12 protein-coding genes are annotated in these 15,252 nt (G+C 70.9%); 5 read left to right on the top strand and 7 right to left on the bottom strand.

The genetic code is table 11. The features are described 5' to 3' along the window. Positions 1-60: 60 nt before the first annotated feature. Together ACZ4SW_RS11415 and ACZ4SW_RS11410 are read left to right on the top strand one after the other, a co-directional pair. Positions 61-2,043, top strand: coding sequence for an alpha-L-fucosidase (locus tag ACZ4SW_RS11415; RefSeq protein ID WP_468241043.1), 1,983 nt, complete (start codon positions 61-63; stop codon positions 2,041-2,043). Between the two features lie 77 nt (positions 2,044-2,120). Continuing rightward, positions 2,121-3,446, top strand: coding sequence for an RICIN domain-containing protein (locus tag ACZ4SW_RS11410; protein WP_468241041.1), 1,326 nt, complete (start codon positions 2,121-2,123; stop codon positions 3,444-3,446). A 385-nt stretch (positions 3,447-3,831) separates the two neighbouring features. On the opposite strand, the gene adh is transcribed toward ACZ4SW_RS11410, so the two are convergent. From adh to xylB, 7 genes are all read right to left on the bottom strand, one after another. Continuing rightward, positions 3,832-5,355, bottom strand: a complete 1,524-nt coding sequence (adh, locus tag ACZ4SW_RS11405; RefSeq protein ID WP_468241039.1) for an aldehyde dehydrogenase — start codon at positions 5,353-5,355, stop codon at positions 3,832-3,834. Between the two features lie 145 nt (positions 5,356-5,500). Next, on the bottom strand, positions 5,501-6,760 hold the full coding sequence (locus tag ACZ4SW_RS11400; protein ID WP_468241036.1) for a GAF domain-containing protein: 1,260 nt from the start codon (positions 6,758-6,760) through the stop codon (positions 5,501-5,503). Positions 6,761-6,874: 114 nt separating this feature from the next. Then, positions 6,875-7,489: an N-acetylmuramoyl-L-alanine amidase gene (locus tag ACZ4SW_RS11395; RefSeq protein ID WP_468241034.1), complete on the bottom strand. Its 615-nt coding sequence runs from the start codon at positions 7,487-7,489 to the stop codon at positions 6,875-6,877. Between the two features lie 58 nt (positions 7,490-7,547). After that, positions 7,548-8,561 carry an acetamidase/formamidase family protein gene (locus ACZ4SW_RS11390; RefSeq protein WP_468241031.1) on the bottom strand — a complete coding sequence of 338 codons (1,014 nt, stop codon included), beginning with the start codon at positions 8,559-8,561 and terminating at the stop codon, positions 7,548-7,550. Continuing rightward, positions 8,558-10,042: an APC family permease gene (locus ACZ4SW_RS11385; RefSeq protein WP_468241029.1), complete on the bottom strand. Its 1,485-nt coding sequence runs from the start codon at positions 10,040-10,042 to the stop codon at positions 8,558-8,560. The genes ACZ4SW_RS11390 and ACZ4SW_RS11385 overlap by 4 nt, the downstream gene beginning before the upstream one ends. A gap of 193 nt (positions 10,043-10,235) precedes the next feature. After that, positions 10,236-11,444 carry an ROK family protein gene (locus tag ACZ4SW_RS11380; protein ID WP_468241027.1) on the bottom strand — a complete coding sequence of 403 codons (1,209 nt, stop codon included), beginning with the start codon at positions 11,442-11,444 and terminating at the stop codon, positions 10,236-10,238. Between the two features lie 17 nt (positions 11,445-11,461). Continuing rightward, positions 11,462-12,907, bottom strand: a complete 1,446-nt coding sequence (xylB, locus tag ACZ4SW_RS11375; RefSeq protein ID WP_468241024.1) for a xylulokinase — start codon at positions 12,905-12,907, stop codon at positions 11,462-11,464. A gap of 302 nt (positions 12,908-13,209) precedes the next feature. Between xylB and xylA the strand changes: the two genes are divergently transcribed. The 3 genes from xylA to ACZ4SW_RS11360 all read left to right on the top strand — a co-directional run bounded on the left by xylA (position 13,210) and on the right by ACZ4SW_RS11360 (position 15,249). Continuing rightward, on the top strand, positions 13,210-14,376 hold the full coding sequence (gene xylA, locus ACZ4SW_RS11370) for a xylose isomerase (RefSeq protein WP_468241022.1): 1,167 nt from the start codon (positions 13,210-13,212) through the stop codon (positions 14,374-14,376). Between the two features lie 132 nt (positions 14,377-14,508). After that, positions 14,509-14,940 (top strand): hypothetical protein, encoded by a 432-nt coding sequence (locus ACZ4SW_RS11365; protein WP_468241020.1) that lies wholly within the window; start codon positions 14,509-14,511, stop codon positions 14,938-14,940. Positions 14,941-15,066: 126 nt separating this feature from the next. Next, positions 15,067-15,249, top strand: coding sequence for a hypothetical protein (locus tag ACZ4SW_RS11360; RefSeq protein ID WP_103842773.1), 183 nt, complete (start codon positions 15,067-15,069; stop codon positions 15,247-15,249). The last annotated feature ends 3 nt before the right edge of the window (positions 15,250-15,252 follow it).

Here is a 15,252-nt window from a genome sequence, read left to right as displayed (position 1 = left end):
TCAGGTGACCGGCTGTCGATCCTCCTGAGCCACCCCCGTCACTTCCTCCGAGAGGCCCCCATGACTTCCTCTTCCCTCCCGATCAGCCGGCGCCGGCTGCTTGCGGCGGCCGGCGCCGCCACGGCCTTCGGCCTGCTGCGGTTCGCCCCCGAGGCCGCCGCGACCGACGGTCCCGGAAGCTACACCGCGAGCTGGTCCTCCGTGGACCAGCACCCCCCGGCCCCGGCCTGGTTCCAGGACGCCAAGTTCGGCATCTACTACCACTGGGGCGTCTTCAGCGTTCCCGCGTTCGGGAACGAGTGGTATCCGCGCAACATGTACATCGGCGGCTCGGCCGAGAACCAGCACCACATCGCCACCTACGGCGACCCCTCGGTGTGGCCGTACCAGAACTTCATCGACGGTGCCCGCGACAAGGCCGGCAACCACGTGCAGTTCGCCCCCAAACTGGTCTCCCAGGGCGGCAACTGGGACCCGAACGCCTGGGCGCGGCTGTTCAAGGCCGCGGGCGCGAAGTTCGCCGGCCCGGTCGCCGAGCACCACGACGGCTTCTCCATGTGGAACAGCCGCGCCAACCCGTGGAACTCGGTCCAGCACGGCCCCAGACTCGACCTGGTGGGGCTGCACGCGCAGGCCATCCGCGGGCAGGGACTGAAGTTCATGGCCTCGCTTCACCACGCCTACCACTTCAACGGCTACTACGACCACGTGCCGTCCCAGTCGGACCCGACGCTGCGCATCCTCTTCGGTCAGCAGGACTCCGCCGCGGAGAACAAACTCTGGTACGACAAGCTGGTCGAGGTCATCGACGGCTACCAGCCGGACCTGGTCTGGCAGGACTTCGACCTGGGCCTGGTGCAGGAGTCCTACCGGCTCCAGTTCCTCGCGCACTACTACAACCAGGCCGTCTCCTGGAACAAGGACGTGGTCGCCACCTACAAGGACGGCCTCGACAACAAGGGCGAGGTCTTCGACTTCGAGCGCGGCGGCCCGGCAGGGCTGCTCACCCCCTACTGGCTGACCGACGACAGCATCTCCTCCTCCAGCTGGTGCTACACGGCGGGCATCGGCTACTACTCGACGCAGGCACTGCTCCACTCGCTGATCGACCGGGTCAGCAAGGGTGGCAACATGCTGTTGAACATCGCGCCGATGGCCGACGGCACCATCCCCTCCGGGCAGCAGTCCATCCTGCTCGCCATGGGTGACTGGCTCGGCCGCTTCGGAGAGGCGGTCTACGGCACCCGCTCCTGGGCCAGTTACGGCGAGGGCCCCACCAAAATGGGCGGAGGCTCGTTCAGCGGACCGGTGGCCGGCAAACCGCAGGACATCCGGTTCACCCGGAGTCAGGACAACAAGGTCCTCTACGCCACCGCGCTGGGCTGGCAGGGCGGCACCATGACCATCACCACGCTGAACTCGAACCAGATCAACCTCAGCAGCCTGACCAGCGCGCAACTGCTGAACAACACCGCCGGCACCTACATCAACCTCCCCGCACCGACCCAGGACGCTTCCGGCCTGCACCTCACCATGCCCTCGTCCAATCCGCCGTTCAGCGCCCTGGCGTACACGGTCAAGCTCACCTTCTCCGGTGAGATCCCCGTCCTGGGCGCGCCGGGCGGTTCCACCACCTGGGTCAAGATCGCCAACGTGACCAGCGGACTGGTGCTCGACAGCGGGGGCAACGTGGCCTCCGGCTCCAACCTCAAGCAGTGGAACTACGACGGGAGCACCAACCTGCAGTGGCAGCTGATCGACCTCGGCAACGGCTACTACCGCATCATGAACCGCACCAATGGCATGGCCGCCGACAGCTGGGGCAATTCCGCGAACGGCGCTCCCGCCCGGCAGGAGGCGTGGAACGGCGGCAACAACCAGCAGTGGGCGCTCAACAGCCTCGGCGGCAACCGCTACCAGATCATCAATCGGGGCACCGGCACCGCCCTTGACGGCAGCGGCAGCACCACCGTCGGCTCCACCACGGTGATGTGGACGCCGAACTCCAGCACCAACAACGAATGGACCATCACCGGGGTCTGAAACGCCCCGGCGACCGACGCCCCCTGCCCATCCCTCAACCACGGAAGAAGGAGTGTATGAAACGCAAACCGCTCTTAATGGCGATAGCGGCTGCGATACTTCTCGTCCTGTCAGCGGCGGGCACTTCGTTCAGCAGCGGCCTCGGTGCGCGTGCGTCGGCCACCACCACCGGCACCGTCCGGGCGACCGGCGGCTGCGGCAAGGCCCCGACGCTGACGAGTGGTACACACACGATTCAGAGCGGCGGCCAGACCCGCAGTTACATCCTGCGGGTTCCTGCCGGTTACGACAGCAACCACCCCTACCGGCTGATCTTCGGATTCCACTGGCGGGGCGGCACGGCCAATGACGTCGACTCGGGCGGAACGGACGGGTACAACTGGTCCTACTACGGTCTGCGGCGCCTGGCGGACGCGAACAACAGCACGATCTTCGTCGCTCCCCAGGGCAATGGCAACGGCTGGGCCAACCCCGGCGGCCAGGACGTTGCCTTCGTCGACGCCATGGTCAGCCAGATCGAATCAGGCCTGTGCGTCGACACCACCCAGTTGTTCTCCGCGGGCTTCAGCTACGGCGGCGCGATGTCGTACGCCCTCGCCTGCTCCCGGGCGACGGTGTTCCGCGCGGTCGCGGTCTACTCCGGCGCGAACCTCAGCGGGTGCGACGGCGGAAATCAACCCATCGCCTACATGGGTCTGCACGGCATCAGGGACAACGTGCTGCCCATCTCGCTGGGACGGGGACTGCGCGACACCTTCGTCCACGCGAACGGCTGCACCCCGCAGAACCCGCCCGAGCCGGCCAACGGCAGCCTGACGCACATCATCACCGCCTACTCAGGATGCAGGTCCGGATACCCCGTCGTCTGGGCCGCGTTCGACGGAGCGGGCCACGACCCCGGGCCCATAGACGGTTCCACCGGTGACGGCTGGCGCACCTGGACGTCGGCGGCGGTGTGGCAGTTCTTCACACAGTTCGACTCGAACACGCCGCCGCCACCGCCACCGTCCTCCGGGAACCAGAAGATCGTCGGCCAGCAGTCGGGGCGCTGCCTCGACATCAACAACTTCACCACGGCCAACGGCACCCAGGCACAACTCTGGGACTGCAACGGCGGCACCAACCAGCGGTGGACCTACACCGCCGGCAAGCAGCTGGTCGTCTACGGCAACAAGTGCCTGGGCACCTCCGGCCAAGCAACCGGCAACGGCACCCCGGCGGCGATCTGGGACTGCAGCGGGCAGGCGGACCAGCAATGGAACATCAATCCCGACGGCACGATCACAGCAGCGCAGTCGGGGCTCTGCCTGGACGCCAACGGCCAGGGGACCGCCAACGGGACGAAAGTCCAGCTGTGGAACTGCACGGGCGCTGCGAACCAGCACTGGAGCCTGCAGAACTGACACCCCGGGGCCAGGCACGGGCACCGTACGGGCTTGGCCCCGCACACAGGCCCCTACGCACGCCGCAACGGACAAGCAGCAGCCGTTCCACGGCGATCTGTCGAGCACAGCTACGCCGCCGCGGCACGTCACGGCTACGACGCGGTGATCAGTGCGGTGGCTCCGAGCCGTGGGGAGTTCCTTCCCGGGCGGGGCGCGCACCGCCATCGCGTGCCCGACCGTCACGTGACCAGTGGCCGGCGCACGACCGAGACGCCGACCCTGACGGCGTGTGCAGGCGACGGCAGCCGCCCGGCCGGGCCATGGTGGCGACGCGCCGCTCAGAGGTGCGCCGAGAAGGGCGCCTGACGGGCTTCTGCCCTGGTCAGGCGCCCTTGTTCTGCGTCTAGAAGAAGCCCAGCTTCTTCGGCGAGTAGCTCACCAGCAGGTTCTTGGTCTGCTGGTAGTGCTCCAGCATCATCTTGTGGGTCTCACGGCCGATGCCCGAGCCCTTGTAGCCGCCGAACGCCGCGTGCGCCGGGTACGCGTGGTAGCAGTTCGTCCAGACGCGGCCCGCCTGGATGGCGCGGCCCGCCCGGTACGCGGTGTTGATGTCCCGCGTCCACACGCCCGCGCCGAGGCCGTACAGGGTGTCGTTGGCGATCTTGATGGCGTCGTCGAAGTCGTGGAACGACGTCACCGACACCACCGGCCCGAAGATCTCCTCCTGGAAGATCCGCATCCGGTTGTCGCCCTCGAAGATCGTCGGCTGGACGTAGTACCCGCCCTTCAACTCCCCGTCGTGTTCGACGCGTTCTCCGCCCGTGAGGACCTTCGCGCCCTCCTGCCGGCCGATGTCGAGATAGGAGAGGATCTTCTCCAACTGGTCGTTCGACGCCTGGGCGCCGATCATCGTGTCCGTGTCCAGCGGGTGCCCCGTCGTGATCTTCTCCGTGCGCGCGACCGCCGCCTCCATGAACTCCGCGTAGTGGCCCCGCTGCACCAGCGCCCGCGAGGGGCAGGTGCACACCTCGCCCTGGTTGAGCGCGAACATCGTGAAGCCTTCCAGCGCCTTGTCGCGGAAGTCGTCGTTCGCCGACCACACGTCGTCGAAGAAGATGTTCGGAGACTTCCCGCCGAGTTCCAGCGTCACCGGTGTGATGTTCTCCGAGGCGTACTGCATGATCAGCCGCCCCGTCGTGGTCTCGCCGGTGAACGCGACCTTCGCCACGCGCGGACTCGACGCCAGCGGCTTGCCCGCCTCCACGCCGAACCCGTTGACGATGTTCACCACACCCGGCGGCAGCAGGTCGGAGACCAGGCTGAGCCAGTAGTGGATGGACGCCGGGGTCTGCTCTGCGGGCTTCAGCACGACCGCGTTGCCCGCGGCGAGCGCCGGCGCGAGCTTCCAGGTCGCCATCAGGATGGGGAAGTTCCACGGGATGATCTGGCCCACCACGCCGAGCGGCTCGTGGAAGTGGTACGCCACCGTGTCGTCGTCGAGCTCGCCCAGCGAACCTTCCTGCGCGCGGATCGCGCCGGCGAAGTAGCGGAAGTGGTCGATCGCGAGCGGAATGTCCGCGGCCAGCGTCTCCCGGACGGGTTTGCCGTTCTCCCAGCTCTCGGCCACCGCCAACCGCTCCAGGTTGGCCTCCATCCGGTCGGCGATCTTCCGGAGGATGTCGGAGCGCTCGGTCACCGACGTACGGCCCCAGGCGGGCGCGGCGGCGTGCGCCGCGTCCAGTGCGCGCTCGACGTCCTCGGCGGTGCCCCGCGCGATCTCCGTGAACGGCTGCCCGTTGACCGGAGTCGGATTCTCGAAGTACTGGCCACGCGCCGGCGGCACGTACTCGCCGCCGATGAAGTGGTCGTAACGCGCCCGGTAGGAGACGATCGCGCCCTCGGTGCCGGGCGCTGCGTAACGGGTCATTGCGGCTCTGCCTCCTGGGAAAGCGCCGCCCGCCGTTGGGCGGCTCTCGACGCCGAGGCTAGGAACGGGGACGTTGCGACGACGTTGCGTCCCGGGCCGGCGAACGGAAGCCGTCTTGTTTCCCGCGCCAGTGCGGCCGGGGCCCCTACCACCCCGCCGGCGCCGCGAGTTCCGCCTCCAGATCCCGGAGGCGTGCCCTGACCGCCGCGGTCGGCCGCACCGCCGCCAGCGCCCGCCAGACCTCGAGGTCGTCCTCGCCCCACGGCGCGTGGACCCAGTCGGCCAGCAGGTCGGGGTCGCGGCGGGCGATCAGCGCCGTCCGCAACCCGTCGGCGAGCCTGCGCCGCAGCCGGGTCACCGCGGGCGCCTGCGAACCCGGCAGCAACGGTCCCCGGTACGCGGCCGCCGCCTCCGCCACCGCCCCCGACGCCAGCCGGCGCTCCACGACGGTGACATCGGATTCGACCGCCGCCGCGATTCGGTACGGGCGCGACGCCAGCACGCCGGGGCCGAGGATCCGGCGCAGCCGGGCCATTTCGGCGCGCAGCGTCACCGGTGTCACCGACTCGTCCTCGTACAGCGCGCACAGCAGTTCGTCCCCGGTCAGCCCCTCTGGGTGCCGCGCCAGCAGCACCAGGATCTCGCTGTGCCGGCGGCTGAGCCGGATCCTTCGGCCGCCGACGAGGAGCCGCGCCTCGTCGCGGCCGAGCGCGGTCAGCAGCAGCGTGTCCGCCGTGTCCTCGGCCGGCGCCAGGAGCGCCAGCTGGGACTCGGCCGCCCGGGCCACCGCCTGCACGAACCCCAGGCTGTGCGGATGCGCGAGCCGGTCCCCGCCGGTGATGTCCAGCGCGCCGAGCACCCTTCCCGTGCGCGGATCGTGCACCGGCGCCGCCGCGCACGTCCAGGGCTGGACCCGCCGCACGAAGTGCTCGGCGGCGAACACCTGCACCGGCCGGTCCACGGCGACGGCCGTCCCCGGCGCGTTCGTCCCCACCGCGGACTCCGCCCAGCGGGCACCGGGCACGAAGTTCATGCCGTCCGCCCGCCGCCGTGTCGCCGGATGCCCCTCGACCCACAGCAGCCTGCCCTGCGCGTCGCACACCGCCAGCAGATGCTCGCCGTCCGCCGCGAACGGACCCATCAGCTCACGCACCAGCGGCATCACCCGCGCGAGTGGATGCTCGGCCCGGTACGAGCCGAGGTCGCCGTCCGTCAGTTCCACCCGCGCCGTGCCGTCCGGTCCGACGCCCGCCCGCGCCGAACGCCGCCACGACTCGGCCACCACCGGGCGCACCCGCCGGGCAACCGTGCCCACCGCCGTGAACGTCTCATGCGCGCGGCGCAGCTCCCGCACCCGCTCGGCGGGATCGACCCCTGGCTCCAGGGCCACCCACGGCTCGGTCAACTCGGCCTCCCGGGAACGGCGGTGCGGTGGGTGACATCGTCGCTCCGAGCCGGCGCCGCCGACAACCGTTTCGACCGCCATCAACCCCCACGGGATCGGCAGCTCGCCCGGGCGTCAAGAGCTATTGACCAGTCTCATGTACCGCGTCCAGTCCCAGTTCGGTCCGGGATCGGTGTGGTCGGTGCCCGGGACCTCGTAGTGGCCGATGATGTGCGCCCGGTCCTTGGGGATGCCGTGCCGGGCGCAGATCGCCGCCGTGAGTCCGGCCGACTCCTCGTACAGGGCGTTCGTGAAATACCCGGGCCGCTCCACCCACCCTTCGTGCTCGATGCCGATGCTGCGCGTGTTGTAGTCCCAGTTGCCCGCGTGCCAGGCGATGTCGTGCTCGCGGACGCACTGCGCGATGTGCCCGTCCGCCGACCGGACGACGTAGTGCGCGGACACGTTCTTCCGCGGGTTCTGGAAGATCCCCAGGGTGTTCGTGTACGTCGCCTGTGTCACGTGGATGACGACGAGGTCGAGCGGGTAGCTGAACGGCCGGTCGGACGGCGTGTAGTTACCGGGGTCCGCCGACATCCAGTCCGCCGAGGGATGGTCGACGACCCGGGGCCGGGCCTGGGCCGGTGCGGAGGGCAGCAGGACGTATGGAACCGCTGCGAGGGCCGCACCCTGCAATAACCGCCGTCTGCTCGTGAGAGGTCGTGCCCGTTCCTGCTCGGTTCGTTCCATGGACGGAGTGCCTTCCGGCCTGACTTTCGAAGAAATGGCCATCTTGTTCCTGGTCTGCTCAACGCCCCAGCGCGGTCGCCGTTTCGCGCATCCGGGCGTGGATTCCTCGGTGTGTCTCGCGTGCGGGCAGCCACTCCTTGCGCAGCTTGGCCACGCACGTGTAGTTGGTGTCGCAGACGTTCGCCAGCGGAGACTCGACCGTCTGGGTGGCGAACTGGTAGGCGTCCAGCTCGCTGAACCCGTAGTCACGCACCAGCCACTGCACCAGGTCGAGCTGGGATATCCGGAACGCGTCCTCCAGCGGGCGTGCCGAGCCCGTCGAGATGATGTGCGTGTCCGTCTCGATGCGCGGCCAGGGTGTGGCGACGCCCTTGAGCAGTTCGACGATCACCACGGTGTTCATCGCGCACTCGACGGCCACTCCGCAGGTCTCGCCCTCACCCTGCCGGGCATGGCCGTCACCCAGGCTGAGCAGCCCGCCCGCGACGTTCACCCCCAGATAACAGGTGGCGCCCGCCCGCATCTCCGGGGTGTCCATGTTCCCGCCGTGCGCGTCCGGCACCAGCGCGGAGCGCACCTCCAGGTTGGCCGGTGCCACGCCCACCGTGCCGTGCATGGGATCCATCGGCAGCTCGACGCGGATGTCGCTGTCGCGCGCGGTGAACAGTGCGGTGCGCCGCTCCCGGTCCAGATGCCAGATCCACACGGTTTCCGGCAGCGGCGGCTGCAGTGTCGCGGTGGTGTGTGTCGAGGTCAGCGCGCCGAACAGGGGCACCGTCGTCGAGGCCGCCCAGTCCCGGGCCGGCTCGATGGACACGAAGTGGACCGCGAGGGTGTCGCCCGGCTCGGCGCCCTCCACATGGAACGGACCGGTCTGCGGATTCAGGAACGGGAACTCGCACACCTCCGACACGAGGTCCTTCTCGGACCGGACCCGTCCGGCGAAACAGTCCTCCGTGTACAGGTCGAGGACCGTCCCCGGCGGGATCCGCGCGACGGGCGGTGCGCCGCCGAAGGTCCAGGCGTATTCGTCCGGCGTGGGCCGCACGGTAAGGATTCGGGGATCGTTCATGGCCGCACGGCTCCGTTCGGCAGAGGGTCGGGTGTGGGGGAGTCGTCTAGATGGACGCGGGCGGTCTCGGCTATCCGACCGGGGTGGCGCCGCAGCAGGACGAGGAGCACCACGACCCCCGCGACCATCCAGACCCCGACGACGGGGCCGGCGTACGACACCGGTGCGGTCAGCGTGGACACGAAGTGGAACACCGGCAGGCCCGCCGCGGTCAGCAGGGCGGGCACGAAGGCGGCGACGCCCAGCAGCGGGAACAGCAGGTGCCGCACCGGGCTGAACGATTCCCGCCCGCGGCGCAGGAAGTAGCCCGCGCACGCCAGGTTGACCACGATGTACACACCGATGACGACCGTCACGATGACGGTGGCCAGCAGAAGGAACGCCGTGACCGGGTCGTAGGCCAGGCCGAGCCCCAGCATGACCCCTACGGCCACCGCGCTCTGCACGGCGATGCCGGTGGCGGGGGAGCGGTACCGGGGGTGCAGGTGCGCGAAGAGCGGTGGGAACACCCGGATGCGCGCCAATGCGAAGGCCGTACGCGTCGACACGTTGGCGCACGCGTTGGCGTTGGCGACCGTCGAGTTGACGACGGCGAGGAACACCAGCACCCAGAAGAGCCCGAAGGAGGCCCGCGCCACACCTTCCCAGGACGCCGCTCCCGACGCGCCGAATGCCGCGAAGCGGTCGGGGCCGACGAACACGGTCATCGCGTAGGTCGTGACCACGTAGAAGAGTCCGATCGCGAGCGCCGCTCCGAGGACCGCGCGGTGCATCGTCCGTCGCGGATCCTTCGTCTCCTCCGCCAGCGGTGCAGCCGCTTCGAAGCCGGCGAAGGCGAGCACCGTGTAGACCGACCCGGCGAACACGCCGCTCACGCCCTCGTACCCCTTCGCCGCGTGGGAGGTCCCGAACACCGACAGCGTGTTGTGCCCACCTGCTCTGACGATCAGCCAGAGGGCGAAGACCAGGAACACCAGCACCTCGAAGACGCCGAGGACGGTGCCGAACCGGGCCGAGGCGCGCACGCCGAAGTAACCCGTCACCCCGATGACGACCGCACCGGCGAGTGCCCACGGCCACCACAGACCGGCCGGGTACGTGGACCACTCCTGGTGGAGCGTGCCCGCCGTCGTGAAGCCGAGCTGCAGGAGCAGGAGCGGCGGCACCAGCGCCTCCACGAACACGTACGCCCAGCCGACGAGGAAGCCGACGGCCGGATGCAGCCCCTGCGCCGCATAGGTCGCCACCGAGCCGGCGGCAGGCAGCCGCCGCGCCAGCTCGGCCACGCACGACGCGGTGAACAGGCATGCCACCAGGGCGACGAGCACCGACAACGGCAGGCTGCCGCCCGCGAAGGCCGCGCCGGAGGGAATGGAGGCTGCGACCGCTGCTGCCGGCGCCATCGCTGTGATGCTCTGGAACAGGACCTCACGCAGGCCGATCGCCTCACGCCTCAGGCCGAAAGCCGTGTCCCCCGCCATGTGAACCCCCCGATTCTGCGCCCGCGCAGCCACTGCCCGGCGGCTGCGCCCCGCGTGAATCACGGTACGGCGCTGGGCGGTTGGGCAGGAAGAGGGCGGTGTCGCCGGTGGACAAACAGGAGACTGTGGATATCTCCATCACCCGTTCGGGGGCCCCTACGTGACCGGGTTCCCGGATCCACGGGCCAAGCGGTCACGTCCGCGCCGCCACCGCCGCGGGATCGTCCAGCACCGCCCGCACCACCGAGTGCGCGGCACCCAGCAGCGGCCCCTCGGACCCCAGCCGTGAGACGGTCACGGCGCAGGCCGGGCCGGCCGTTCGGCGCGCCAGTTCCCGTTCCAGGGACGGCAGGAGCCAAGGCGCGAGAGCGGCCAGGGCTCCCCCCAGCACGACCGTCTCCGGGTCGAGCAGGTTGACCGCTCCGGTGAGTGCGACTCCGAGCGCGGTTCCGGCACCGCGCAGGGCTCGCAGTACCTCACGGTCGCCCTGGGCCGCGCGCTCGGCCAGGAGTTCGACGCGATCCTCGCCCGGTGTCAGCCCGGCCGCCCGCAGCACGGCCTCCTCGCCGGCGTACTGCTCCAGACAGCCGCGCCCGCCGCAGGCGCACGCGGGACCCTCCGGGCGCACGGGCACATGACCCAGCTCGCCCGCGAAGCCGCGCGTCCCGCGCAGCAGCCGCCCGTCCACGACCACGGCGCCGCCGATGCCGATCTCCGCCGAGACGTGCAGGAAGTCGCGGGGCGTGTCGTCACCGAGCCACAGTTCCGCCAGGGAGCCGAAGTTGGCCTCGTTGTCCACCGTCAGCGGCAGCTCGTCCGGCAGGAGGGGCCCCAGGTCGACGTCGTGCCAGTCGAGGTTGGGGGCGCGCACCACGGTCCGGGCGTCGCGTGCGACGAGGCCCGGCACGGCGACGGCGAGGCCCACGGGCCGCAGCCCTTCTCCCTCCGCCTGCTCGGCCACCTGCCGTACCAGTGCGGTCAGTTCGCCGAGCACCGGCTGCGGCGGGCGGCCACGGTTCCTGCCGCGCCGCACCGCTCGCACCCGTACCTCGCCGCGCAGATCGACCGCGCACACCGCCAGGTGATCGACGCCTATCTCGGCGCCGATCCCGGCGGGACCGTGCCCGCTGACGGCCAGAGCGGAACCCGGACGCCCGACCCGGCCGGGCCGCTCGGGCCCCAGCTCCTCCAGCAGTCCCGACCGGATCAGCTCGTCGACCAGCGTTGAGACCGCCGCGCGGGTCAGTCCGATCCGTGAGGCGACCGCGGCACGCGACAGCGGCCCCTCGGCGCTCAGCGTGTGCATGACTCGCGCCAGATTGCGGCGGCGCATGCCCTGCTGGGTGTCCGGCAGCCGTCGGCCGGGGCTGGACGGGTGGGCTTCGTGCAGCGGTGCGGTCATGCCTCCCTCGGATCTCGTCAGCGCCGGTCCGGCTCCCGCTCCAGCAGCGGCGCCGCGTCGGAGAGTACCCCGGCGATTCTCGCCAGCGTCGCCTCGTCCCGCTCCACGGCCTGAAGGACCGGCCCGCGGGCGGTGCCCCAGCGCCGGGCGACGGCTGCCGGGTCCTCACCGGTCAGCAGCCCGGCGGCCTGCGCGGCGGCACCCAGCGCGACCAGCTCTTTGGCCTCGGGGACCTGGACCGGACGTCCCGAGAGCCGCCGCACCGTCTCCTGCCAGGCCCGGCCTCGCGCGCCGCCTCCGATGAGCAGCAGCGGAGCGGAGCGGTCCGCGTCCGCGTCGAGCACCAGGTCCAGGGCGCCGAGCAGCGAATGCACCGCGCCGTCGTAGGCCGCCTGCAGCAGCTGCCCGGCCGTCGTGTCGTGCCGCAGGCCGTGCAGCAACCCCGAGGCGTGCGGCAGGGCGGGGGTGCGTTCGCCGTCGAGGTAGGGGAGCAGCGTCACGCCGGTCGCGGGCTCGACGGCCTCCCGGTCCAGGCCGAGCAGGGCGGCGATCCGGTCCACGGCGAGGGTGCAGTTCAGCGTGCACGCCAGCGGCAGCCAGTCACCGTGCGCGTCCGCGAAGCCCGCCACGGTCCCGGTCGGGTCGGCGGGCCGCCGTCTCGAGACCGCGTACACCGTCCCGGAGGTGCCGAGGCTCAGCACCGCGGTCCCCGGGCGCAGCCCCAGTCCCAGCGCGGCGGCCGCGTTGTCCCCGGTGCCCGGCGCGACCAGGGTGCCCTTGGAGAAGGGCAGGTCATGGGCGTCGCGCACGGTGCCGGCCACCTCACCGGGCCGGACCACACGCGGCAGCAGAGCGGGGTCGAGGCCCACGTGCGCGAGGATCTCCTCGTCGTACGACTCCGTCGCCGACGCCCACCAGCCGGTGCCGGAGGCATCGCCGCGGTCGGTCGTGCCCTGCCCGGTGAGGCGCTCGGTCAGGTAGTCGTGGGGCAGCCGTACAGCCTTGGTCGCGCGGACGGCCTCGGGCTCGTTCTCGGCCAGCCAGGCCCACTTCGTGACCGTGAACGACGGGCCGGGCACGCTTCCCGTGCGTTCCGCCCATACCTTGGGGCCGCCCAGTTCCTCCACCAGGCGGCGGGACTGCGGCGCCGACCGGACGTCGTTCCACAGCAGCGCCGGGCGCACCGGTTCACCCCGGGCGTCCAGGGTGACCAGGCCGTGCTGCTGGCCGCCGATCGACACGGCGGCGGCCTCGTGTGCCGCCTCGCCGCACTGGTTCAGGGCCTCGCACAGCGCTTCCCACCACTGGCGCGGGTCGCTCTCGCGACCGGCGCCCGACGTGACGGTGTGCGGTGCCTGGCCGTTCGCCACCACCCGTCCGGTCGACACGTCGACGACCAGGGCCTTGGTGGACTGGGTGGACGAGTCCACCCCGACGACGAGCGGACCCTCGGCTGCTGACATCGGGCTCTCCCTCTTCCGCGGCTCGCGGGATCTGACCTGTGGGCGGGCGTGCCGCCGACCGGTCGGCCGAACGTGCGCCCATCGTCACCGTACGAAGTTCCCCGCACGGAGTGCTCGGTACGGAAACCGGTACGGAGGGCCCGCGCCGGCTCCTCGCACGGACTCCCCGCACGGACTCCCCGCACGGACTCCCCGCACGGAGTCCCCGGACGGAGGACACATCGTCTCTTCCCAGAGATGCCTCCGCATACTAATTTGTTAAGTGCCATGACGAAATAGTCTCAGCGAGCAAGGAGCCGCGCATGAGCTACCAGCCCACCCCCGAGGACAGGTTCACCTTCGGCCTGTGGACCGTCGGCTGGCAGGGACGGGACCCGTTCGGCGACGCCACCCGGCGCGCCCTTGACCCCGTGGAGACGGTGCAGCGCCTCGCCGAGCTCGGGGCCTACGGTGTGACCTTCCACGACGACGACCTGATCCCCTTCGGGTCCTCGGACAGCGAGCGTGAGGCGCACATCAAGCGCTTTCGTCAGGCCCTCGACACGACCGGGATGACCGTGCCGATGGCCACCACCAACCTCTTCACACACCCCGTCTTCAAGGACGGCGCCTTCACCGCGAACGACCGGGACGTCCGTCGCTACGCACTGCGCAAGACCATCCGCAACATCGACCTGGCGGTGGAGCTGGGCGCCAGGACGTACGTCGCCTGGGGCGGCCGGGAGGGAGCCGAGTCCGGAGCGGCCAAGGACGTGCGAGCCGCGCTCGACCGCATGAAGGAGGCCTTCGACCTGCTCGGCGAGTACGTCACCTCCCAGGGCTACAACCTGCGCTTCGCCATCGAGCCGAAGCCGAACGAGCCCCGCGGCGACATCCTGCTGCCCACGGTCGGCCACGCCCTGGCCTTCATCGAGCGCCTGGAGCGCCCGGAGCTGTACGGCGTCAACCCCGAGGTGGGCCACGAGCAGATGGCCGGGCTCAACTTCCCCCACGGCATCGCGCAGGCCCTCTGGGCGGGCAAGCTGTTCCACATCGACCTCAACGGCCAGTCCGGCATCAAGTACGACCAGGACCTGCGCTTCGGCGCGGGCGACCTGCGGGCCGCCTTCTGGCTGGTCGACCTCCTGGAGAGCGCTGGTTACAGCGGACCGCGCCACTTCGACTTCAAGCCGCCGCGGACCGAGGACCTCGACGGCGTGTGGGCGTCGGCGGCGGGTTGCATGCGCAACTACCTCATCCTGAAGGAGCGTTCGGCCGCCTTCCGGGCCGACCCGGAGGTGCAGGAGGCCCTGCGTGCCTCCCGTCTGGACCAGCTTGCCCAGCCGACCGCCGAGGACGGACTGGAGGCGCTGCTCGCCGACCGCGGTGCCTTCGAGGAGTTCGACGTCGAGGCGGCCGCCGCGCGCGGGATGGCCTTCGAACGCCTGGACCAGCTGGCCATGGACCATCTGCTGGGCGCGCGCGGCTGAACGCTGCCTGCGCTCGCACGGTGACGGGCCCTCGCGCGGAATGTCGCGGAACCATGCGGTCCCTGGCATGGGTCCGTATCGACAGCCGCGCGGGGGTCCCGTCACGACCGGTCGGAGGCGACGGTTGAGGGTATGTCCATGCAGCCGGGAGACACGCCGCCTTCGGACCACACCGGGTTCGGCCCGCCCTTCCAGCAGCCGCCCGGACCACCCCCACCCGGACCGCCCGGCCGCCGCGTCGGCCTCTTGCTCGCGCTCGCCGTGATCGTCGCCCTCGGCGTCGTCGCGGCAGTCCTCGTGGTCGACAGCGGCGGTGGCGCGACGCAGCGGAAATCGCCCACCGAGAGCGGCGCGACCACCGGCCGCACGTCTGCCCCGCCCCTGGGCATCCCCACCCGGCTGCCCACCGAACTGCCCTCGAAGCTGCCCTCCATCCTGCCGACGAGGTTGCCGTCGGGGTTGGCCAGCGTGTTGCCCAGCGGCTTTCCGAGCGGCCTGGAGTCACTGTTCCCGGCGCCGGCCGCGGCTCCGCCGACGCACACCGAGGCCGGTGCCGTCCCCTGAGGGGTTTTCTCAGGGATGGCTGAGGGGCGCGGCTCCGGGTTGTCTCAGGGTCGCGGGCCGGAACCGCGCGCGGCGGGCGCCCGTTCTCAGAACACAGAGCGGCAGTGGCCGCGAAGGAGGCGACAGATGTCGAGGAACGCGAAGATCGCCACCGGGGGAGTGCTGGCCGGGCTCATCCTGTGGATATGGCTGCCGTGGTGGGCCGCCCTCCTGATCGTGCTGGGGGTACCGGCCGCCGCGTACTTCACCCTGGACCCGTCACAGCGGCGCAGGCTGCGCCGGGTGGCGCGCAAGGAGCTCGGCCGCTGAGAG

The sequence above is a fragment of the Streptomyces sp. NPDC028331 genome, from assembly GCF_055565775.1.
The sequence above is the reverse complement of the archived record's forward strand: the minus strand, read 5'-3'. Positions and strand labels throughout refer to the sequence as shown.